The following is a 20,865-nucleotide window of genomic DNA, read 5'->3' as shown; positions in this document are numbered from 1 at the left end:
CAGGTGACGTGAACAATCACCAGCCTGCCATGACCGCCCTCTCTCAGCGAATTTGCAGAACTCTCAGTACACTACCAAAGAGGGGGTGCCGTCGTTGCGGCCAGCCCCCTTCTCCCCGTCACTATACGGGGAGAAGTGCCCGGCAGGGCGATGAGGGGCGGCGCTGGCTTTGGCGGTCTCCAGCAAAAAATGCTGAAACCTGTCGCTAGATTGAACCGATTGTTCTGGCTTGGCGCCGCCGTGTCTTACTCCGCCGCCAGCCTGTCCACCGTTCCATACGTCGCCTGGTAGCGTGCCCGCTGGCGGCTGAGCGCGACCATTGTGTTGCGCAGCAGGATCGCCACGGTGATCGGGCCGACGCCGCCCGGCACCGGCGTGATCCAGGACGCAACTTCCTTGACGCTCTCGGTGTCGACGTCGCCGACGATGCGGCTTTGCCCGTCCGGGCCGATCTCGGAATTGATGCCGATGTCGATGACGGCGGCACCGGGCTTGACCATATCGGCCTTGATCAGCCTCGGCTTGCCGACGGCGACGAACAGCGCGTCGGCGCGGCGCGCATGTGCGGCCACCGAACGCGTCATGTGATGGCACACCGTCACCGTCGCGCCTTCGCTCATCAACAGGAAGGCAATCGGCTTGCCGACGATTTCGGAATGGCCGACGACGACGACTTCGAGCCCCTTGAGGTCGAGGCCGGTTTCCTTCAGCAGCTCGACAGAGGCCGCCGCCGTGCAGGGCGCGAGATCAAGCTGGTTGTAGACGATGTTGCCGATCGAGGCCGGATGCATGCCCTCGACGTCCTTCAGCGGATGCACGGCCGCCTGCAGCGTCTTGATCGGGATGTGTGCAGGCACCGGCCGCTGGATGATGATGCCCGTGACGCGCGGATCAGCGTTCAGGCCATGGATCGCGGCTTCCAACTCACCGGCGCTGATGTCGGCGTCAAAGCGCCGCTCCTCGAAACCGATGCCGGCGAGACCGGCCTTGGCGCGCTGGTTGCGCACATAGACATCGACCGCGTCGGTGTCGCCGACGGTGATCGATACCAGTTTCGGCGGAAAACCTTCAGCGGTGGCGATCGCGGCATCCTCGCGCACGGCGGCGATGATGCGCTGGGCGACCGGGCCGCCCCGGAGATAGCGGCTGTCGTCTGGCTGAGACATGGCTGGACTTTCGTAGCGAATTTGGCCGCCCCTATAGAGCAATTCCAGGAAAAGTGTGAGCGGTTTTCCGTCCGGAATTGCGTCAGGACCAAGAGATAGGCGAAATGTGGCAAGGGCAGCGTGAAAGCGCACCATCGTCGCCCTGGCGCGACGTTCTGGCGCAGCTTGGCCCTAGGGGCAGCCGATCCTACCTCAAAGAAAAAGGGCAGCGCGGTTTCCCGTGCTGCCCTTTCCTGACTGGCCGCATCACACGGCCCGTCCCCCGTAAACCCTTGCCGATCCCTGAAGGCCCAGCCTTCCGGACCAGATGATTCGCTAGCCGACTATATCACGACCACGGTCGTTCCAACATTGACCCTCTCGTAAAGGTCAACCACGTCCTCGTTGCGCATGCGGATGCAGCCGGACGACACCGCGCCGCCGATCGTCCAGGGCTGGTTGGTGCCGTGAATGCGGTATTCCGTCGTGCCGAGATAGAGCGCGCGGGCGCCGAGCGGGTTCTCTTCGCCGCCGGCCAGATAGGTCGGCAGATAACGGCCCTTGGCGGCCTCGCGCTTGATCATTTCCGCCGGCGGACGCCAGTCAGGCCAGACGCGCTTGTTGGTGATCTTGTGCGTGCCCGACCATTCGAAGCCCGGCTTGCCGCTGCCGACGCCATAGCGCCGCGCCTTGCCGTTCTTCTCGACCAGGAACAGGAAATTCTGCGTCGTATCGATGACGATCGTGCCCGGCTTCTGCGGGCCATCATAGGCGACTTCCTGCGGCAGATAGAGCGGGTCGATCTGCGGCCGCATCACCATACGCTTGGCCGGAGCCTGCACCGAAGCGGTACGCACCCGGTCGGGCTGCGCCGGCTGTGCATAGCGAACGCGCGGCTGCTGGATCATCTGGCGGCTTTGCCGCACGATGCCGGGCGCCCGGCCAAGCTGCAGCACCCAGGGTGCCGAAAGGTCGGGGCTCACCATCACCGGTGGCCTGTCGGCATAGCGGTCGTTAGCGGCGGACGAGGTGACGCCGGCTGCCAGAATGGCCACGGCGCCTAGCACGGAACGCAAAAAGATCTTCATCGGAACGCACCTTGATCGTCGAACGAACGGAGGCGGAACTTGCCCCCGGTTGCGCGATCCTTGGCGCGAAGCCGCAACCGAAACATGAATCGGAATGCGTAAAATGCCGCTTTGTCAGTAAAGCTTTTGGTGTGGTTACCGCCGGGTTCAGGAATCTGGTAAAGCCGCGGTAAATGCAGCGCTGAGCCGCGTTAACGAATGGATTTTACCATGGACAATGGAAATACCGGACTGCTGACCGGCACCGATGGGATCACGCGCTGCTTCTGGCACGGCAATCTGCCGGACTATCTGCACTATCACGACCATGAATGGGGTAGGCCGGTCGCCGACGACCGCAGGCTGTTCGAAAAGATCTGCCTCGAAGGCTTTCAATCCGGCCTGTCCTGGCTGACCATCCTGCGCAAGCGCGAGAACTTTCGCGAGGCCTTCGCCGGTTTCGACTTCGACAAGGTCGCCGCCTTCACCGACGAGGATGTCGAGCGCCTGCTTGGCAATGCCGGCATCATCCGCCACCGCGGCAAGATCGTTTCGACCATCAACAACGCTAGGCGCGCGAGAGAGATGGTGGATGAATTCGGATCGCTGGCCGCCTGGTTCTGGAAGTTCGAGCCGGGCAAGGAGGAGCGGCCCGAGATCGTCGACCTCGCCCATCTGCGCGCCAATCCGACGACGGCGGTCTCGGTCAGGATTTCGAAGGAACTGAAAAAGCGCGGCTGGAGTTTTGTCGGCCCGACGACAGTCTATGCCTTCATGCAGGCAATGGGCATGGTCAACGACCACCTCGAAGGGTGTGTTTGCCGGGAGCAAGTGGAGAAGGATAGGAAGGCCTTCAAAAGGCCGAGATGAACCTCTCTTCCTTCGCCCCGTTCACGGGGAGAAGGTGCCCGAAGGGCGGATGAGGGGCAGCGCGAACCTTAGAAATAGGCACTGCCCGCGCAATCAAGTCCCGCTGGCACCCGTCAAAAACAGCCCCGCGACAATAGCCGCCAGCGCTGCAAAGGCCGGGTAGATCACCAGCAGCCCGGTCATCAGCGCCTCGCGCATGGACGAGCCTTTGCGCTCTTCGGCGGTGACCTCGAACGGCCCGGCCAGGCTCGCCGTGACCGGCTGCCGGCTTTCGGCCGGCCGCAGCCGGACTTCATGCGAGCTATCGTCTCTGATATCGAATTTCTGCGCCATGGTCATGGCCCCAACCCCTTGTTTCGGCGCGCTTATCGGCTCCGATTGTGTCGGCACGATGCCGCACCGATGGCGGAATTGTTTCCTTTTTGGTGCGTTTTGTTTCGGGAGACGCCGCTTTCCTTCTCCCACCGGGGACAAGGGAGAGCGCAAACCCTTGCCGCTCCCGGCTGCATCGGTTAGGACACGCGCGCCGTGGAAAGCGGCAATTTGACCGATCCACGCAACGCCACGAAACACCGAGTACCCATCCCATGGCCGACAAATCGGAAAAGACGAAAGCGCGGCTGCCGCGCGGCTTTGCCGATCGCAGTGCAGAAGATATCCGCGCCGTCGAGAAGATGATGGCGACCATTCGCTCGGTCTTTGAACTCTACGGGTTCGAACCGGCCGACCAGCCGCTGATCGAATACACCGATGCGCTCGGCAAATTCCTGCCCGACCAGGACCGGCCCAACGAAGGCGTGTTCTCGTTCCAGGACGATGACGAGCAGTGGCTGTCGCTGCGCTACGATTTGACCGCGCCGACGGCGCGTTACGTCGCCGAGAATTTTGAAAAACTGCCAAAGCCTTATCGCAGCTACCGCTCCGGTTGGGTGTTCCGCAACGAAAAGCCCGGCCCCGGCCGCTTCCGCCAGTTCATGCAGTTCGACGCCGACACCATAGGCACGCCGGGCGTGGCTGCCGATGCCGAGATGGCGATGATGATGGCCGATGTCATGGAAGCGCTCGGCATCAAACGCGGCGACTACGTTATTCGCGTCAACAATCGTAAGGTGCTTGACGGCGTGCTGGAGGCGATCGGTCTGGGCGGCGAAGAGAATGCAGGGCGCCGGCTGACCGTGCTGCGCGCCATCGACAAGCTGGACAAGCTGGGTGCGGAAGGGGTTCGCCTGCTCTTGGGCGCGGGCCGCAAGGATGAGAGCGGCGACTTCACCAAAGGTGCAGGGCTCAACGAGGCGCAGATATCGAAGCTTCTTGATGTTTTCGGGCCTGAAAGGGTTCATTCCGTTCAGACCTCCCAGTATGCAGGAGTCGTTTTGGATGATGACGAAACCTCGCCCAACATGGGGGAAGGCTTCAGAGTCCTCAATGCGCTTGCCATTGACGATTGGGAAGAGGTTCTGGAGGAGACAGCCATCGGAAGGCAGGGACTAGAGGAGCTCCGAGAAATCGCAGCTTTGTTGACCGCATCCGGATACGGCACGAAGCGGGTCAAAATCAGCCCCTCCGTCGTGCGTGGCCTCGAATACTACACCGGCCCCGTCTTCGAGGCCGAGCTCCTGGCCGAAATCCCCAATGAAGACGGCCAGATCGTGCGCTTCGGCTCGGTCGGCGGCGGTGGCCGCTATGACGGGCTGGTCTCGCGCTTCCGTGGCGAGCCGGTGCCGGCGACCGGCTTCTCCATCGGCGTGTCCCGGCTGATGACGGCGCTGAAGAACCTCGGCAAGCTGGACACCACCGATGTGATCGCGCCGGTCGTCGTGCTGGTGATGGACAAGGACACCGAAAGCCTCGGCCGTTACCAGAAAATGGTCGCCGAGCTGCGCGCCGCTGGCATCCGCTCCGAAATGTATCTCGGCGGCGCCGGCATGAAGGCGCAGCTGAAATATGCCGACCGCCGCGGCAGCCCGGTGGCCGTCATCCAGGGCGGCGACGAGCGCGCCAAGGGCGAGCTGCAGATCAAGGACCTGATCGAAGGCGCGCGCATGTCGGCCGAGATCACCGACAACGCCGAATGGCGGGCAGCAAGGCCGGCGCAGGTGACGGTGGCGAAGAGCGAGCTGGTCGCCGAGGTGAAGAAGATTTTGGCGGCGCAGGCCGAGGAGAGGGCGCGTGGCAAGTAGAGGCCGTGTTTCGTCGCGCCCCCCTCTGTCCTGCCGGACATCTCCCCCACGAGGGGGGAGATTGGCCTCTTCATTGACGTCGCCATTCTTGCGACGCAGGCGATTGGCGAAGCCCGTCGCGATATCTGATCTCCCCCCTTGTGGGGGAGATGTCCGGCAGGACAGAGGGGGGCGCCGTAGAGCGCTAACCTTAGGTAGACCCGCTGGTCCCAAACCAGCGGGTCGTGCGACAGCATGGGCGTCCCCATGACCTCCCGTCCCGCCATCGCCGCCGACATCACCAACCTCTTCGCCACCCGCAACACCCATGCGGTGGAAGTCGCCGTGCTGCAGCCCGCCGACCCGTTCCTCGACATGGCCGGCGAGGACCTTCGCCGCCGTATCTTTCTGACCGAAAGCGAGACCGGCAAGACGCTGTGCCTGCGGCCGGAATTCACCATTCCCGTCTGCCTTGACCACATCGCCAGCCAGGCCGGCACGCCGCGCCGCTATTCTTATCTGGGCGAAGTGTTTCGCCAGCGCCGCGAGGGCGGCAACGAGTTTTTCCAGGCCGGTATCGAGGATCTCGGCGACCGCGATACGGCTGAGGCCGATGCCCGTTCGCTTGCCGATGCGCATGCGCTGCTGCAGCTGGTGCTGCCGGATCAGCCCCTGGCGATCACGCTCGGCGACCAGACCATCTTCGAGGCGGTGCTGGCAGCGCTTGGCCTGCCGCGCGGCTGGCGCATGCGGCTGGCGCGGGCCTTTGGCTCTGCGCCGATGCTGCAGGCAGCGCTCGCCGACCTCGCCAATCCGCCGCGCAACGGCCAGCTTGACGACGATGTCGCGGCCCTTGTGCTCGACGGTGATATCGAAGCGCTGTCCGTCCACATCGCCGGAGGCATGGAAGAGGCCGGCCTGTCGGCATCGGGCGGACGCGCGCCGGCTGACATTGCGCGGCGGCTGATCGAGAAGGCCGAACTGCGCAGCGTGCGGCTGTCGAACGAGGCCTTCGCCGCGCTGAAAGATTTTCTCGCCATCGACGTGCCGCTTGACGGCGCCAGTGCTGCGCTCGAAAGCTTCGCCGCCTCTGCCGGGTTGTCACTGGGTGCGGCGCTGGAAAAATTCACCGCCCGCGCCAAGGCGATCGAAACCCATGGCCTGCCCGTCGAAAAAGTCCGTTATGACGCTGCCTTCGGCCGTCCGCTGGATTACTACACCGGCATCGTCTTCGAGATCGCGGCTGAAGGCGGCGAGCGGCCGCTGGCCGGCGGCGGACGTTACGACCGGCTGCTGACGCTGCTTGGCGCAAAGACGCCGATCCCCGGCGTCGGCTTCTCCGTCTGGCTCGACCGCATCGAAGCGTTGCGGGGAGAGCCCAAATGATCACGCTGGCGATCCCGTCGAAAGGCCGGCTCAAGGAGCAGGCGCTGGAGGTGCTGGCCAAGGCAGGGCTTGCCGTCAGCCTGCCGGGCGACGAGCGCCAGTATCGAGCCCGCATCGAGGGCACTGAGAGCATCGAGGTGGCGTTCCTCTCAGCGTCCGAAATTGCCGGCGAGATCGGCCAGGGTTCGGTCGATCTCGGCATCACCGGCGAGGATCTCGTGCGCGAAAATCTCGCCGACTGGGAAGCTCGCGCCGAAATCGTCGCGCGCCTCGGCTTCGGCCATGCCGATGTCGTCGTCGCCGTGCCCGGCATCTGGCTCGATGTCGATACCATGGCCGATCTCGACGATGTCGCCGCCGATTTCCGCCAGCGCCACGGCAGGCGGCTGCGGATCGCCACCAAATACTGGCGGCTGACGCAGCAGTTCTTCTCGCAAAAGCACGGTATCCAGGTCTACCGCATCGTCGAAAGCCTCGGCGCCACCGAAGGCGCGCCGGCGGCAGGCCTTGCCGACGTCATCGTCGACATCACCACCACCGGCTCGACCCTGCGCGCCAATCACCTCAAGGTGCTGGCCGACGGCGTTGTGCTGAAGTCGCAGGCCTGTCTTGTGGCCTCGAAAAAGGCGCGTGCAGCGGCCGATGAGGCGCTCGTGCGCGATATCGCCGCGAAGATGGGCGCCCTCCCTCCCCCTTGAGGGGAGGGTGGACAGCCGCCGAAGGCGGATGGACGGGTGGGGTCGCTGCGGCAGTGCTCGACGCAAGGCCCTCCCACCCGCCTCGACCCGTAATAAAGTCGCGCACTTGGCGGAGGACCCCACCCGGCCGCTGCGCGGCCACCCTCCCTCAAGGGGGAGGGAACCGCCTCTACTTTCCACCACTCCGCCGGGCTGATAGGCTCGACCCAATCCCCGGGAGGAGACGGCGATGGCGATCAATCTCGACGAGCTCAAGAACGCCACCAATCTGCGCGAGCGCGGCAGGGCGTTCATTGCCCCGCTCGACGGCAGGGCGCATGTGTCGGGCGACCGCTCGGTGCCGCTACTCGACAAGACCATCCCCGAGCTGTTTTCCGACACGGTCAGCAAATACGCAACGCAGGATGCTGCCGTCTTCGTCGGCCAGGACAAGCGCTTCACCTGGAGCGAACTGTCGGACACGGTCGACACGCTGGCCGCCGGCTTCCTGGCGCTTGGTCTCGAAAAAGGTGACCGCGTCGGCATCTGGTCGCCCAACCGCTGGGAATGGCTGGCAACGCAATTCGCCACCGCCCGCATCGGCCTGATCCTGGTCAACATCAACCCGGCCTACCGGCTGACCGAGCTTGAATATGCCCTCAACAAGGTTGGCTGCAAGGCGCTGGTGACAGCGGCCAGTTTCAAGACCTCCGACTATCTCGGCATGATCGAGACGTTGGCGCCGGAGCTCGCCAAGGCCACCCCCGGCAAGCTCAAGGCGCAGAAATTGCCGGCGCTGAAGATCGTCATCCGCATGGGTGACGACAACTCTCTCGGCATGTTCAATTTCGCCGATGTGCTGTCGATGGCCGGGCGCGACGAGCATGACAGCCTCGACCGCATCTCCGAGGGGCTGAAGCCGGGTGAAGCCATCAACATCCAGTTCACCTCGGGCACGACAGGCGCGCCCAAGGGCGCAACGCTGACCCACACCAACATCGTCAACAACGGCAATTTCGTCACCGCGGCGATCAAGCTCACCGTCGACGACCGGCTCTGCATCCCGGTGCCGCTCTACCACTGCTTCGGCATGTCGATGGGCACGATGGGCTGTGTCACCAAGGGCGCCACGATGGTTTTCCCGGGCGAGGGGTTCGATGCCGGCGCGACGCTCAAGGCGGTGGCGCAGGAACGCTGCACCGGCCTCTACGGCGTACCGACCATGTTCGTCGCCATGCTCGACCACGCCGACTTCGCCAGCTTCGATCTCTCCAGCCTGCGCACGGGCATCATGGCGGGTTCACCATGCCCGATCGAGGTGATGAAGAAAGTGGTCTCGCTGATGCATATGGAAGAGGTGACCATCGCCTACGGCATGACAGAGACCAGTCCGGTCTCGTTCCAGAGCAGCGTCGACGACCCGCTGGAAAAGCGCGTCTCCACCGTCGGCCGCATCCACCCGCATGTCGAGGTCAAGGCCATCGACGCCGATGGCGCCACCGTCACCGTCGGCGCGCCGGGCGAACTGTGCACGCGCGGCTATTCAGTCATGAAGGGATATTGGGACGACGCGGAAAAAACCCGCGAGGCGATCGACGCCGACGGCTGGATGCACACCGGCGACCTCGCCACCATCGACGCCGAGGGCTATTGCAACATTGTCGGCCGGGTCAAGGACATGGTCATCCGCGGCGGTGAGAACGTCTATCCCAGAGAGGTCGAGGAGTTCCTCTACCGCCATCCCAAGGTCAAGGAAGTGCAAGTGTTCGGCATTCCCGACGCCAAATATGGCGAGGAACTGTGCGCCTGGATCGTGCTGAAACCGGGCCAGATCGCCACCGAGCAGGAGATCAAGAACTTCTGCGCCGGCGAGATCGCCCACTACAAAATCCCCCGCTACATCCGCTTCCGTACCGAATTGCCGATGACCGTGACCGGCAAGCCGCAGAAGTTTTTGATGCGCGAGGCGATGGTGGAGGAACTGGGGCTGGTGGTTCAGAAGACGGCGTAAAGCGGTTACTTAGCCGCAGTTCGCGCCGGTAGGCATCTTGCCTTACCGTACAGGCTTGGCCGGATAGTCCCGTGTGGACGCGGCCACTAGTTTGCGGCAGTGAGTTCGATCTGCTCGACCCCCGCCGCGATGTTGATGCCAGTTTCACCCTCGACTGCGAGCGGTTGAAGTGCAAAGGCTTTCTCAGTTCCACCAAGCAGGACATCGGCGCCAAGTCCAAGGCCCGCAGCCGCTTCTGCATCGACGCCATCATATTTTCCGGTTAGCAGGCCATTGTCCTTTGCAGCCGAACCGCTCACGACGGCCCATATGAGATGGCCCTCCTTCACGTCGCCAAGCTCAATGCCGAATTCGTTGATGGAGCCGGTGTAATTTTCCTTCGTGCCGTCATTCTTGGTGAATACGCAGGTCATTGTCTGTTTGCGCGTAATGATTTCGCCGATGCCAGTCGAGGTGTCGCATTTCAGGATACCGACCTGGGCGTTCACCGCCCAGGCTGGCGCCGTCGAGACAAGCAGAAATGAAGCGCCCGCAAGAGCGAAGAGGCGGATGAGGGAGTGGAAAAGCATGTCAGATTTTCCTTGGCTAAGTTGCAAGCGTCCGATAGCAGGCAAATCTGCTTGGTAGTCGTTGGACGCGGCTCTCTTGCCGTGCCTAGCCGGGAAGCGTGGACGTGACCTCCCGCTTCCCTTTGCGCTCGGCGCGCCATTCCTCAAACCGCTGCAAGATCACGAAGAAGGCAGGCACGAAGAGAACGGCAAGGCAGGTGGAGGCGATCATGCCGGAGAAGACCGTGATGCCGATCGATTTGCGCGCACTGGCTCCGGCGCCCGTCGCCAGCACCAGTGGCGCGACGCCGAGGATAAAGGCGAAGGACGTCATCAAGATGGGGCGGAAGCGGGCGCGCGCGGCCTCGATCGCCGACTCGACGATCGGTTTGCCGGCGGCGCGCAATTCACGCGCGACCTCGACGATCAGAATGGCGTTCTTGGCCGACAGCGCAATCAGCAGGATCAGGCCGATCTGGACATAGAGGTTGTTATCGATACCGAGCCCGGTGAGGACCAGCACCGGGCCGACCAGCGAAAGCGGCGCGGCGAGCAATATCGAGATCGGCGCCAGCCAGCTCCCATACTGGCCCGCCAGCACCAGATAGACCAACAGCAGTGCCATGCCGAACACCAGGTAGATCTGGCTGCCGACGAGCTTTTCCTGGAAGGAGAGCCCAGTCCACTCGTAGCCGGTCCCGGGCGGCAGCGTGTCGGCCGCGGCCGCTTCCATCAGCTTGATCGCATCACCTGATGAGAAACCCTGCGCCTGCACGCCAAGGACCGATGCGGAGGGATAGAGGTTATAGAGGCTGATCAGCGAGGGGCCGACGCTTGGCGTGACCGTCAGCACCGTGCCAAGCGGGATCATATCGCCGTTCTGGTTGCGCACCGTCAGGCGGCTGATGTCCTCGGGCGACAGGCGGAACTGAGAATCGCCCTGCACATAGATCTGGAAGACCCGCCCGAACTTGTTGAATTGGCTGACATAGGTGGAGCCTAGATAGCCGGCGAGCGTCTGAAACACCTGGTCGGTGGTCAGCCCGAGCATCTGTACCTTTTCGCGGTCGAACTCGACCTGGTATTGCGGGACGTTGGATCGGAACGTTGCCGATACGCGCTGGATGCCGGACTGCGTCGCTGCTGCCCTGGTCAGCGCGCTGGTCGCGCCCTGCAACTTCGCAAGGTCGAAACTGCCGTCACGCAACTCGACCTGCATGGTGAAGCCGGCGGCGTTGCCGATGCCCTGGATCGGCGGCGGTGGCAGCACCAGGACATTGCCGTCCGCCATGTCTGACAGGTTCTTGTTCAGCGTCGCATAAAGCGAGGCGAGATCCTCACCCTTGCCCCGCACGCTCCAGTCCTTGAGGATGATGTAGGCAACGCCGGCATTTGCTAAAGTCGAGTTGTTGTCGAGGGCCGATAAGCCGGCGATCGTCACCACCTGGTCTACGCCCGGCGTTGCCTTCGCGATCTTCGAAATCTGCTGCAGCGTCTCCTGCGTACGGCCGAGGGACGCGCCGTCAGGCAGTTGCACCGAAGCGAGCAGATAGCCTTGGTCCTCGATCGGAATGAAACCGGTGGCCACGCGCGACATGCCGTAGCCCGCCGCGCCAATGATGAGCGACGCGATTATGCCCATCACCGTGCTGTGGCGCACCATGGATCCGATTAGGCGGGCGTAGCCGTTTTCCGCCCGCTGATAGACGGCATTGAAGCCGCGGAAGAAGGCGTTTCGCTTGTCTAGGGGCCCCGGCTGCCTCAGCCAGGTCGCGCACTGCGTGGGCTTCAGCGTTGCTGCGTTGACGGCGCTGATCAAGGCAGTTGCCGCGATCACCAACGCGAATTGCGCATACATCTGCCCTGTCAGGCCGGGCAGGAACGCAGCCGGCAGGAACACCGCCATCAACACAAGCGTGATGCCGATGATCGGCCCGAACAGCGCATTCATGGCCGCGACCGCCGCATCGTGGCCGGACATGCCGCGCTCCATGTTGTGCGCGGCCCCCTCGACCACAACGATGGCGTCGTCGACGACGATACCGATGGCAAGCACGATGGCGAACAGGGTCGACAGGTTGACGGTAAAGCCAAGCGCGAGCATCGCCGCGAAGGCCCCGATGATGGTCACCGGCACGGTCGTTGCCGGTACCAGCATCGCCCGCCAGTCCTGCAGGAAAAGCAGGATGACGATCAGCACCAGCACCGCGGCCTCAAGCAGCGTCTTATAGACTTCGTCGATCGCTTGGCTGACGAAGATCGTGGTGTTGAACGGGATCGAGTAAGCAAGGCCTTGCGGGAACTCGCCAGACAGTTCCTTCATCCTGGCCTCGACTTTGCCGGCCACGTCGAGTGCGTTGGCGCCGGGCGACAGGAAGATGGCCAGGCCAGCCGCCTGCTGGCCGTCGAGATTGAAGAATTGCCCATACGTCTGGGCACCGAGCTCGACCCGGCCGACGTCGCGCACGCGGGTCAGGTCGCCGTTGGCGCCGGTCTTGACGATCACCGCGCCGAACTGATCGGGGTCGTCAAGGCGGCTGGACACTTCGATTGTATATTGGAAGGACTGTCCGTCGGGCGCCGGCGGCGCGCCAACCTGGCCCGCGGTGACCTGCTCGCTTTGCTGCTGCAGCGCCTGGACGACGTCCTGGGTCGTAAGGCCGCGCACCTGCATCTTCTGCGGGTCGAGCCAGACGCGCATCGAATACTGCCCGGCGCCGAACACGTTCACGTTGCCGACACCTGGTATCCGGGAGAGCTCGTCCTTCAGCCGGATGGTTGCGTAGTTGGCGAGATAAAGGCTGTCGTATTGTTTGTCCGGCGACGTCAGCGTGACGATCTCGAGGATGGAGGTCGATTTCTTCTGGACGTTGACGCCCTGCACCTGCACTGCCTGCGGCAGCGATGCGAGGGCAGTGGACACCCGGTTCTGGACACGCACCTGCGCCTGGTCGAGGTCCGTGCCGATCTGGAAAGTGACGGTCAGATTGTAGCTGCCATCCGACGCGGAGAAGGACTGCATGTAGAGCATGCCCTCGACGCCGTTGACCTGCTGCTCGATCGGCAGCGCCACCGTGTCGATAACCGAGCGCGCGCTGGCGCCAGGATAGCGGGTGGTCACCGAAACGGTCGGCGGCACCACGTCGGGATATTGCGCCACCGGCAGGCCGAAGAGCGAGACCAGGCCGATGACGACCATGAGGACGGCGATTGCATTGGCCAGAACCGGGCGCTCGATGAAGAATTTGGAGATCATTGGGCAGCGCCGTCGGCCGCAGCCGCTTCCAGCGTTTTCACCTGCGGCTCGATCTTCTGGCCGGGTACGGCCGTCAGCAAGCCGGAGACTAGGACGCGGTCTTCCGCGGTGATCCCCTTGCTGATCACCCGTAAGGCACCGACAAGCTGGCCGATCTCGACCGGACGCTCCTCGATGACGTCGTCCTTTCCCGCAACGAGCAGGTAGCGACCCCTCTGGTCGCTTCCGATCGCTCGGTCGGGAACCAACAGCATGTCCGGTTCCTCTCCAAGCGGCACGCGCACGCGCACGAAGTAACCCGGAAGCAATGCCCGATCGTCGTTGGGCAGCACGGCGCGCACCGCGAGCGTGCCGGTAGTGGCGGTAACCTCTGGGGAGGCGTAGTCCAGCATTCCCTTGTGCGGATAGCCTGTCTCGTTCTGCAAGCCGACCTCGGCCGGTATCTTCTTGAGGTCCTGGCCGGTCATGCCCCGTTTGGCCATGGCGGCGCGAATGCGCAGCACGTCTTGCTCTGAGATGTTGAAGTTGACATAAATGGGCGCGAGCTGAACGATGGTCGCCAGCGTAGTCGCGCTGCCGGCGCCAACCAGTTGCCCGATCGACACCTGGCGGGCGCCGACGATGCCCGCAAACGGCGCCTTGACCTCGGTGTAGCTCAAATTGAGCTGGGCCTGCTCGACGTCGACGGCGCTCTGCTTCTGCTTGGCGGCGTCGACATCCGCCGCGGCGGCGGACTGATCGAGGGTCGATTGCGAAATGATCTTCTGTGATAGCAGTTCCTGCTGCCGCTTGAGGTCGGCTCCGGACTGCTTGGCGGAGGCGTCGGCCGAACCCTGCCCGGCCTGGGCCTGTTCGAGTGCCAATTGGTAGGTATCCTGTTCGATCAGGAACAGCCGGGTACCAGCCTTGACCTCATCTCCGTCCTTATAGTCGATTTCCTGGATGAAGCCGGAGACACGCGCAACCAGCGGCGTCGTGTTCACCGCCGCGGCACTGCCTGTGGCCTCGAGATAGGGGGTTACAGTCTGCTTGACCGGAAGCGCTACATCTATCTTGGGTGGCGGGGGCGGCGCGTAACTGTTTTCATTGCCGCAGGCGCACAATAAAATTGCTGCAAGTGCGAATGAACCAGCCGTCGGCGCGGCTCTCCTCCATGAGAAAACCATTTTGCCCCTCTGAATACTTCGGTATATATATCATATTGCTGTGAAATTGCGTGAACCTAGCTTTTTTTGGGGAGTTTGTCATGCGGATTGCGTTAAGCGTGCTTTTTCTGGCAACTCAGGTGACGGCCAATGCCGCATTTGCGCAGACTGCAGCCGAGCGAGAAGCCTGCCAGTCTGACTACGAGAAATTCTGCAAGGGGGTGGAGCAAGGCGGAGGCCGCATCATCAAGTGCCTGAACGATCATCTGAGTGACCTGACGCCGCAATGCCAGAAGGTCGTCAAGGAGAATACGCCCCAATAGGGCCACTGCAATTCCAGCAAAAGTGCGCGGTGATTTTGCCTCCGGAATTGGGATAGGGTGCTCTAGGGCTCGGCCTATCCGACGACTGAGCGGGATCAGCGAACGCTGGCCGGCAAGGCCCGCTGATCTCGTAGAATGTTGGCTGGATGCTTGAAGACAAGCCTACGCAAACGCCCAAGGTTGCAACATCCAAGGCCGCATCGGGCGGTTTCGGGCGATCGGTGATGTCTTGGGTGATGCCTTTGGGTGCCTTGGCCTTGGCTCTCGCGGTGAGGGCCAGCGGCCTTTCGGTCGACCAAGGATCGCTGAACCTCAGGATCCTCGTTGGCGCGCTGTCGAGCGCGATCATGTTCACCACCATTTTCGTGGTGCTCGAGCATGCCGAGGCAGTCGCCCGGCGCGTGGGGGAGCCCTATGGAACCTTGGTGCTGACTTTTGCGGTGACGGCGATCGAATTGTCGATCATCGTTTCTATGATGTTGCACGGAGAAAACAATCCGACGCTGGCTCGCGAGTCCGTTTTCTCGACGGTGATGATCACCTCCACCGGCGTCGTCGGCATATGCCTCACGCTTGGCGGCTGGCTTCATCGCAAGCAGGCTATCGTCCGGCAAGGGACCAGCGCCTACCTGTCGGTGCTGACCGCGCTGACCGTGATGACGCTTATTCTTCCGACCTACACCCAGGCCACGGGTCCAGGCACGTTTTCGGCGGCTCAGCTTGGTTTTGTAAGCGTCCTTTCGGTGCTGCTCTACGCGGGCTTCGTGTTTGCCCAGACTGTCCGGCACCGGGAGGACTTCGTCCAGGGACAAGCACACGAAGCGCCGGTGCGAACGGCCTCCGACAACGGCATTTTTGTCAGCGCCCTGTTGCTGTTGTGCGGGCTCATCGGAATAGTCATGCTCGCCGAGCAGGTCGCCGCAGGCGTGGAGGATGCGCTGGCCGCTTACGAGATAAAGCAGGCTGACAGCATTGTGGGCGCGTTGATAGCGGCACTGGTTTTGATGCCGGAGGCCATCTCGGCAATCCGCGCCTCCTTCAGGAATGAACTGCAGCGAAGCCTGAACGTCGCGATGGGCTCGGCCTGCGCCACCATCGGTTTGACGATACCGGGGGTCGCGGCCGCCAGCCTGCTGACGGGGAGAGGATTGACCCTGGGACTTTCGGCCTCCGATGCCGTGCTTCTGGTTCTGGCGCTTTTCATATGCAGCGTGAGTTTCGGCACCGAAAGAACGACCTTCCTGACCGGCATGGTCCATGTCGTGGTGTTTTTTACGTATGTGTTTCTGATCTTTGTGCCGTGAAATTGTTGCCGGCCACTGATGCAGGGTCCGGCTATACCGGGGCTGCATCGACGATCTGGCCGCGCCTCAATGGAACGGAATCAATCGATCTGTTGAGGCTTTCGCTCGCTGATGCTATATTAGAGAAGCTGCAGGTTAAGGAGAGGGGAAACCTATGGTCAGACGCGGTTTGTTTGCGCGCACATTCGCCATTGGAGCTTTGCTCGCGATTTCGTCGATGGCAGGCGCCTCTGGATTCGGTTTCATCGCATCAGCGGAAGCAAAGACGGTCCTCATCCAGAAGACCACCATCTACATTACGACACTTCCAACGGGCTGCTTGAAGACCACCTATAGCGGTGGGATCGTGGTCTGGAAGTGCGGCACGAAATACTACCAGCCCTACAAAAACAGGTACGTGCTCGTCTACATCAAATAGTGGGAGACAGTATGGTGTGAGGCATAAAGCCTGTTACGGCCCTGCGAGGCCTGCTAGGCTGACGACGAGAATTCTGCAAAGCCGTTGAACAAGGCGGCGGGCTTATGATCAGTGCCTGAACGATCATCTGAACGACCAGACGCCGCAATACCAGAAGGTCGTCAAGGACAACACGCCCCAATCCCAATAGGGTCACCAAGGCAATTCCGGCAAAAAATGCGCGGCAGCGTGCCCATGGCCGACAGGGCTGCCGGTCTTCGATTACCTCTTCCGATAGATGCTGATGTGGCGCCAACTGCGGGCATCGAAGGGTTCGCGCTTCCAGCCGCCGTATCGCTGGTCGATCTGCAGGCCGGCGCAACGCGCCATCAGGTCGAACTCGGGAGGATTTGCCAGCCGCAGTCTGAGCGGGACCATGCGGACACTGTCATTGCCAATATCGATATGTGACAGATCGAGCACCTGACTGACCGGATCATATCTGCACGCCGCGATGTGCACCGACCCGGTCACAGGATGGGAAATTTCGACAAAGCCGCTATCGGCCTGCTTTGGCGCCGTGGGGACACGACATTCGAGCAGGAAAACGCCATCCTCATCGAGGTGCCGAGCCGCATTCTCGAAGCACTTGACCTGGCCATCCTGGGTGATCACGTTGCCAATTGAATTGAACACCAGATAAACCAGCCCGTATCGGCGGCCTATTTCCACCGCCGTCATGTCGCCATTGACGACTTCGATCTGCGAACCGCCGGGCTTGGCCTTCAGCATGTCGATCATGTCGGGCGAAAGTTCGATGCCGTCGACGCGCAGGCCGGTGGCCGCCAGCGGCAAGGCAATTCGCCCCGTGCCGACCGCGAACTCCAGGCAATCCCGTCCGGCAGCGATCTCCTGCAGGAACAGAACAGTCTCGCCTTCATCGCCGCGCAGCTCGTCGTCGTAACGCCTTGCAACGTCACCGCGAAAGCTGTCTTCAGGCCTGAATCCTTCCATATCGCATCCTCCGGGTACGGAATTTAGGTGGGATGCAACACCACCGGCAACCGTGCGTTACGGAGATAATGCATGTCGCCCAGAAGTGTGCTGCGGTTCTGGGACAACGACATGCATCAAAACAAAGACTTAAAGCGCGTCGCTTGAATCCGTTTCAGCGCGACGCGCTTTAGACCATTTGGAAGAGCGGAATGGGGAATCGAATGGCGGGATCGCCTCGAGGCGATCACAGGATCCTTCGGTCTGATTTTTCATTGTGGCTTGTGATACAACCTTCACGCCAGCACCGCCTGATCCAGCCCACGAATGATCTTCGCCAGTTCCACGCACTCGTCATGCCGCACCTTGTTGCGGCGCCACGCCAGGCAGATCGTGCGTTGCGGCATCGGCTCCTGAAACGGCACGATCTTGAGGTCCGGCATGGCGCTGGCCGGCTTGGCCGCCATTTCCGGGATGAGCGTGACGCCAAGCCCATGCGCCACCATCTGTAGGAGCGTCGTCAGGCTGGTCGCACCGTAGCTTGCCATCGCCACGGGGCGCACGCTGCCGCACAGCGCCAGCGCCTGTTCGCGCAGGCAGTGGCCTTCCTCCAGAAGCATCAGCCGTTCCAGCGCCGGGCTTTCCGGCGGCACCGGCGGCGAGGCAAAGGCCGGGTCGCCTGACGGCACGGCGAGGAAGAAGCGGTCGGCGAACAGCGCCTCGGTAACCAGGCCGGGCTGGTCGAGCGGCAGCGCGGCGATGAAGGCGTCGAGCCGTCCCGTCGCTGTGTCCTCGACCAGCGACGCCGTCACCGCTTCGCGCAGCTCGAGCTGCAGGTACGGAAAATGCCGCTTCAGCTCCGGCAGAACATGCGGCAGCAGATAGGGCGCCACCGTCGGGATGATGCCCAGCCGGAAGCGCCCTTCCATGGCCGGGCGGCCGCGCCGCGCCGTCGTCTCGACCTCGCTGATATCGCGCAGGATGCGCTCGATGCGCGGCAGCAGAGCCTGCGCCTCCTCGGTCATCCGAACCGTCTTGCCGCCGCGTTCGAACAGCCGGCAATTGAGCCGTTGTTCCATCTCGGCGATTTGTGCGGACAGTGCCGGTTGACTGACGCCGGCGAGCTTTGCGGCGCGGCCGAAATGCAGTGTTTGCGCCAAAGCCTCGAAATATTGCATCTGCCGGACGGTGAGACCAATCATAGGGAAAACCTATCGCAACAAACAGGAAAGGCAATTTGTTTTTATCGAAGAGACGGCCTAGTCTGGAATAATTCCAGAGTGGCGCGGCTCCCGGCCGGCCCGGAAATCAACAAAGAAAATCAGCAATTCGGAGGCTAAGATGGACGCGAACACCGACGACAACAGCGCCGGCAAATGCCCGGTCGCGCATGGAACGTCCGGCAGGACCAATCGTGACTGGTGGCCGAACCAGCTCGACATCAGCGTTCTCCACCAGCAGTCGAACCTTTCCGACCCGATGGGTGAGGCGTTCGACTATGCCGAGGAATTCAAAAGCCTCGACCTCGATGCGGTGATCGAGGACCTGCACAAGGTGATGACGGATTCGCAGGATTGGTGGCCGGCCGATTTCGGCCATTACGGCCCGCTTTTTATCCGTATGGCATGGCACAGCGCCGGCACCTATCGCATCGGCGACGGCCGCGGTGGCGCCGGCGCCGGCCAGCAGCGTTTCGCGCCGCTCAACAGCTGGCCGGACAACGCCAATCTCGACAAGGCGCGCCGGCTGTTGTGGCCGATCAAGCAGAAATACGGCCGCAAGATTTCCTGGGCCGACCTGTTGATCCTCACCGGCAATGTCGCGCTGGAATCGATGGGCTTCAAGACTTTTGGTTTTGCCGGTGGCCGCGCCGACGTCTGGGAGCCCGAACAGGACGTCAATTGGGGTTCGGAAACCAAATGGCTCGACGACAAGCGCTATTCCGGCGACCGTGAACTGCAAGGCCATCTTGGCGCCGTGCAGATGGGCCTGATCTACGTCAATCCGGAAGGGCCGAACGGCAAGCCCGATCCGCTGGCCTCGGCGCGCGATATCCGCGAGACCTTCGGGCGCATGGCGATGAACGACGAAGAGACCGTGGCGCTGATCGCCGGCGGCCACACCTTCGGCAAGACCCACGGTGCCGGTGATGCAGCCCTTGTTGGCGCCGAGCCGGAAGGCGCCGGCATCGAGGCGCAGGGCCTCGGCTGGTCGAGCAAGCATGCCACCGGCATTGCCGGCGATGCGATTACGTCAGGCCTCGAAGTCACCTGGACGACGACGCCGACCAAGTGGAGCAACAACTTCTTCGACAATCTGTTCAACTTCGAGTGGGAGCTGACCAAGAGCCCGGCCGGCGCCCATCAGTGGACGCCGAAAGGCGGCTCCGGCGGTGTTACGGTGCCGGACGCCCACAATCCGGGCAAGCGTCATGCACCGGCCATGCTCACCACCGACCTCGCGCTTCGTGCCGACCCGGCCTACGAGAAGATTTCACGCCGGTTCCACCAGCATCCCGAGCAGTTCGCCGACGCCTTCGCCCGCGCCTGGTTCAAGCTCACCCATCGCGACATGGGTCCGGTCGTTCGCTATCTCGGCCCGCTGGTGCCGAAGGAAGAGCTGATCTGGCAGGACCCGGTGCCGGCCGTCGACCACGAGTTGGTCAGCGAGCAGGACATCGCTTCGCTGAAAGCCAAGATCCTCGCCTCGGGCCTCACTGTTTCGCAGCTGGTTTCGACCGCTTGGGCCTCGGCCTCGACCTTCCGCAACTCCGACAAGCGCGGCGGCGCCAATGGCGCGCGCATTCGCTTGGCGCCGCAGAAGGACTGGGAGGTCAACCAGCCGGCCGAACTGGCCAAGGTGTTGGCGAAGCTCGAAGCCGTCCAGAAGGAGTTCAACGCGGGCGGCAAGAAGGTGTCGCTGGCCGACCTCATCGTGCTCGGCGGTGTCGCTGCTGTCGAGAAGGCGGCGACGGATGGCGGCAACCCGGTGAAGGTACCGTTCACGCCGGGCCGGACCGACGCTTCGCAGGAACAGACCGACGTTCATTCCTTCGCAGCGCTCGAGCCGACCGCCGATGGCTTCCGCAACTATATCAGGGGCAAGCAGCCGCTGTCGGTCGAAGCGTTGCTGGTCGACCGCGCGCAACTGCTCAACCTGACGGCGCCGGAGATGACGGTGCTGGTCGCCGGCCTGCGCGTGCTCGGCGCCAACGCCGGCGGGTCGAAGCATGGTGTGCTCACCGACAGGCCGGGCACGCTGACGAACGACTTCTTCGTCAACCTGCTGTCAATGAGCACCGTCTGGGATCCAGCTTCCGAACCGGGCTCGCACGAGGTCTACGAAGCGCGCGATCGCAAGACCAAGGCGGTCAAATGGACCGCTACCCGTGCCGACCTGATCTTCGGCTCGCATGCGCAGTTGCGCGCGCTGGCCGAGGTCTACGGATCGGCGGATGCCGGGCCGAAATTCGTTGGCGATTTCGTCAAGGCTTGGACCAAGGTGATGAACGCCGACCGCTTCGACATCGTCGGCTGATCGCTGCCCCCCAACAAAAAGGCGCGGGCCGTGGCCCCCGCCGTTTT

Annotated in this window: 17 protein-coding genes; 9 read left to right on the top strand and 8 right to left on the bottom strand. The window is 62.8% G+C overall.

Annotated elements, in window-relative coordinates:
- Positions 1–245: 245 nt before the first annotated feature.
- Both FJV77_RS31475 and FJV77_RS31470 read right to left on the bottom strand, forming a co-directional pair.
- Positions 246–1,166 (bottom strand): bifunctional 5,10-methylenetetrahydrofolate dehydrogenase/5,10-methenyltetrahydrofolate cyclohydrolase, encoded by a 921-nt coding sequence (locus tag FJV77_RS31475; RefSeq protein WP_142870228.1) that lies wholly within the window; start codon positions 1,164–1,166, stop codon positions 246–248.
- A gap of 323 nt (positions 1,167–1,489) precedes the next feature.
- Complete coding sequence (locus FJV77_RS31470; RefSeq protein ID WP_142870227.1) at positions 1,490–2,233, bottom strand: L,D-transpeptidase; 744 nt, start codon at positions 2,231–2,233, stop codon at positions 1,490–1,492.
- A gap of 210 nt (positions 2,234–2,443) precedes the next feature.
- Here FJV77_RS31470 and FJV77_RS31465 point away from each other — a divergent pair, with 210 nt between their 5' ends.
- Positions 2,444–3,082: a DNA-3-methyladenine glycosylase I gene (locus FJV77_RS31465; protein WP_142870226.1), complete on the top strand. Its 639-nt coding sequence runs from the start codon at positions 2,444–2,446 to the stop codon at positions 3,080–3,082.
- A gap of 93 nt (positions 3,083–3,175) precedes the next feature.
- Here FJV77_RS31465 and FJV77_RS31460 read toward each other — a convergent pair whose 3' ends face one another.
- Entirely contained in the window at positions 3,176–3,421 is a 246-nt protein-coding gene (locus FJV77_RS31460) for a hypothetical protein (RefSeq protein ID WP_142870225.1), read from the bottom strand.
- A gap of 248 nt (positions 3,422–3,669) precedes the next feature.
- On the opposite strand from FJV77_RS31460, the gene hisS reads away from it, so the two are divergent.
- The 4 genes from hisS (at position 3,670) to FJV77_RS31435 (ending at position 9,315) form a co-directional block, all read left to right on the top strand.
- The gene (gene hisS / locus FJV77_RS31455) at positions 3,670–5,262 is read left to right on the top strand and encodes a histidine--tRNA ligase (RefSeq protein WP_142870224.1); all 1,593 of its coding nucleotides are present in this window, start codon (positions 3,670–3,672) and stop codon (positions 5,260–5,262) included.
- A 246-nt stretch (positions 5,263–5,508) separates the two neighbouring features.
- Positions 5,509–6,627, top strand: a complete 1,119-nt coding sequence (locus FJV77_RS31445) for an ATP phosphoribosyltransferase regulatory subunit (protein ID WP_142870223.1) — start codon at positions 5,509–5,511, stop codon at positions 6,625–6,627.
- Positions 6,624–7,325 carry an ATP phosphoribosyltransferase gene (gene hisG, locus FJV77_RS31440; protein WP_142870222.1) on the top strand — a complete coding sequence of 234 codons (702 nt, stop codon included), beginning with the start codon at positions 6,624–6,626 and terminating at the stop codon, positions 7,323–7,325. The genes FJV77_RS31445 and hisG overlap by 4 nt, the downstream gene beginning before the upstream one ends.
- A gap of 229 nt (positions 7,326–7,554) precedes the next feature.
- The gene (locus FJV77_RS31435; RefSeq protein ID WP_142870221.1) at positions 7,555–9,315 is read left to right on the top strand and encodes an AMP-binding protein; all 1,761 of its coding nucleotides are present in this window, start codon (positions 7,555–7,557) and stop codon (positions 9,313–9,315) included.
- A gap of 86 nt (positions 9,316–9,401) precedes the next feature.
- Here the strand turns inward: FJV77_RS31435 and FJV77_RS31430 are convergent, their stop codons facing one another.
- The 3 genes from FJV77_RS31430 to FJV77_RS31420 are packed head-to-tail and all read right to left on the bottom strand — an operon-like array spanning position 9,402 to position 14,285.
- Positions 9,402–9,929, bottom strand: coding sequence for a DUF992 domain-containing protein (locus FJV77_RS31430; protein WP_246691444.1), 528 nt, complete (start codon positions 9,927–9,929; stop codon positions 9,402–9,404).
- 40 nt (positions 9,930–9,969) lie between these two features.
- The gene (locus tag FJV77_RS31425; protein ID WP_142870220.1) at positions 9,970–13,119 is read right to left on the bottom strand and encodes a multidrug efflux RND transporter permease subunit; all 3,150 of its coding nucleotides are present in this window, start codon (positions 13,117–13,119) and stop codon (positions 9,970–9,972) included.
- Positions 13,116–14,285 carry an efflux RND transporter periplasmic adaptor subunit gene (locus FJV77_RS31420; RefSeq protein WP_142870219.1) on the bottom strand — a complete coding sequence of 390 codons (1,170 nt, stop codon included), beginning with the start codon at positions 14,283–14,285 and terminating at the stop codon, positions 13,116–13,118. The genes FJV77_RS31425 and FJV77_RS31420 overlap by 4 nt, the downstream gene beginning before the upstream one ends.
- A gap of 80 nt (positions 14,286–14,365) precedes the next feature.
- Between FJV77_RS31420 and FJV77_RS31415 the strand changes: the two genes are divergently transcribed.
- The 3 genes from FJV77_RS31415 to FJV77_RS31405 all read left to right on the top strand — a co-directional run bounded on the left by FJV77_RS31415 (position 14,366) and on the right by FJV77_RS31405 (position 16,309).
- Positions 14,366–14,587, top strand: coding sequence for a cysteine rich repeat-containing protein (locus tag FJV77_RS31415; protein WP_142870218.1), 222 nt, complete (start codon positions 14,366–14,368; stop codon positions 14,585–14,587).
- 146 nt (positions 14,588–14,733) lie between these two features.
- Positions 14,734–15,891, top strand: coding sequence for a calcium:proton antiporter (locus FJV77_RS31410; RefSeq protein WP_142870217.1), 1,158 nt, complete (start codon positions 14,734–14,736; stop codon positions 15,889–15,891).
- 154 nt (positions 15,892–16,045) lie between these two features.
- Entirely contained in the window at positions 16,046–16,309 is a 264-nt protein-coding gene (locus FJV77_RS31405; RefSeq protein ID WP_142870216.1) for a hypothetical protein, read from the top strand.
- A 261-nt stretch (positions 16,310–16,570) separates the two neighbouring features.
- Here the strand turns inward: FJV77_RS31405 and FJV77_RS31400 are convergent, their stop codons facing one another.
- Together FJV77_RS31400 and FJV77_RS31395 are read right to left on the bottom strand one after the other, a co-directional pair.
- The gene (locus tag FJV77_RS31400) at positions 16,571–17,302 is read right to left on the bottom strand and encodes a class I SAM-dependent methyltransferase (RefSeq protein WP_142870215.1); all 732 of its coding nucleotides are present in this window, start codon (positions 17,300–17,302) and stop codon (positions 16,571–16,573) included.
- Positions 17,303–17,577: 275 nt separating this feature from the next.
- Positions 17,578–18,483, bottom strand: coding sequence for a hydrogen peroxide-inducible genes activator (locus FJV77_RS31395; RefSeq protein WP_142870214.1), 906 nt, complete (start codon positions 18,481–18,483; stop codon positions 17,578–17,580).
- Between the two features lie 139 nt (positions 18,484–18,622).
- Between FJV77_RS31395 and katG the strand changes: the two genes are divergently transcribed.
- Positions 18,623–20,818: a catalase/peroxidase HPI gene (gene katG, locus FJV77_RS31390; RefSeq protein WP_142870213.1), complete on the top strand. Its 2,196-nt coding sequence runs from the start codon at positions 18,623–18,625 to the stop codon at positions 20,816–20,818.
- Positions 20,819–20,865: the final 47 nt, after the last annotated feature.

Origin of the sequence: Mesorhizobium sp. WSM4306, assembly GCF_007003975.1 — a bacterium.
Lineage (GTDB): Bacteria > Pseudomonadota > Alphaproteobacteria > Rhizobiales > Rhizobiaceae > Mesorhizobium.
The sequence above is the reverse complement of the archived record's forward strand: the minus strand, read 5'-3'. Positions and strand labels throughout refer to the sequence as shown.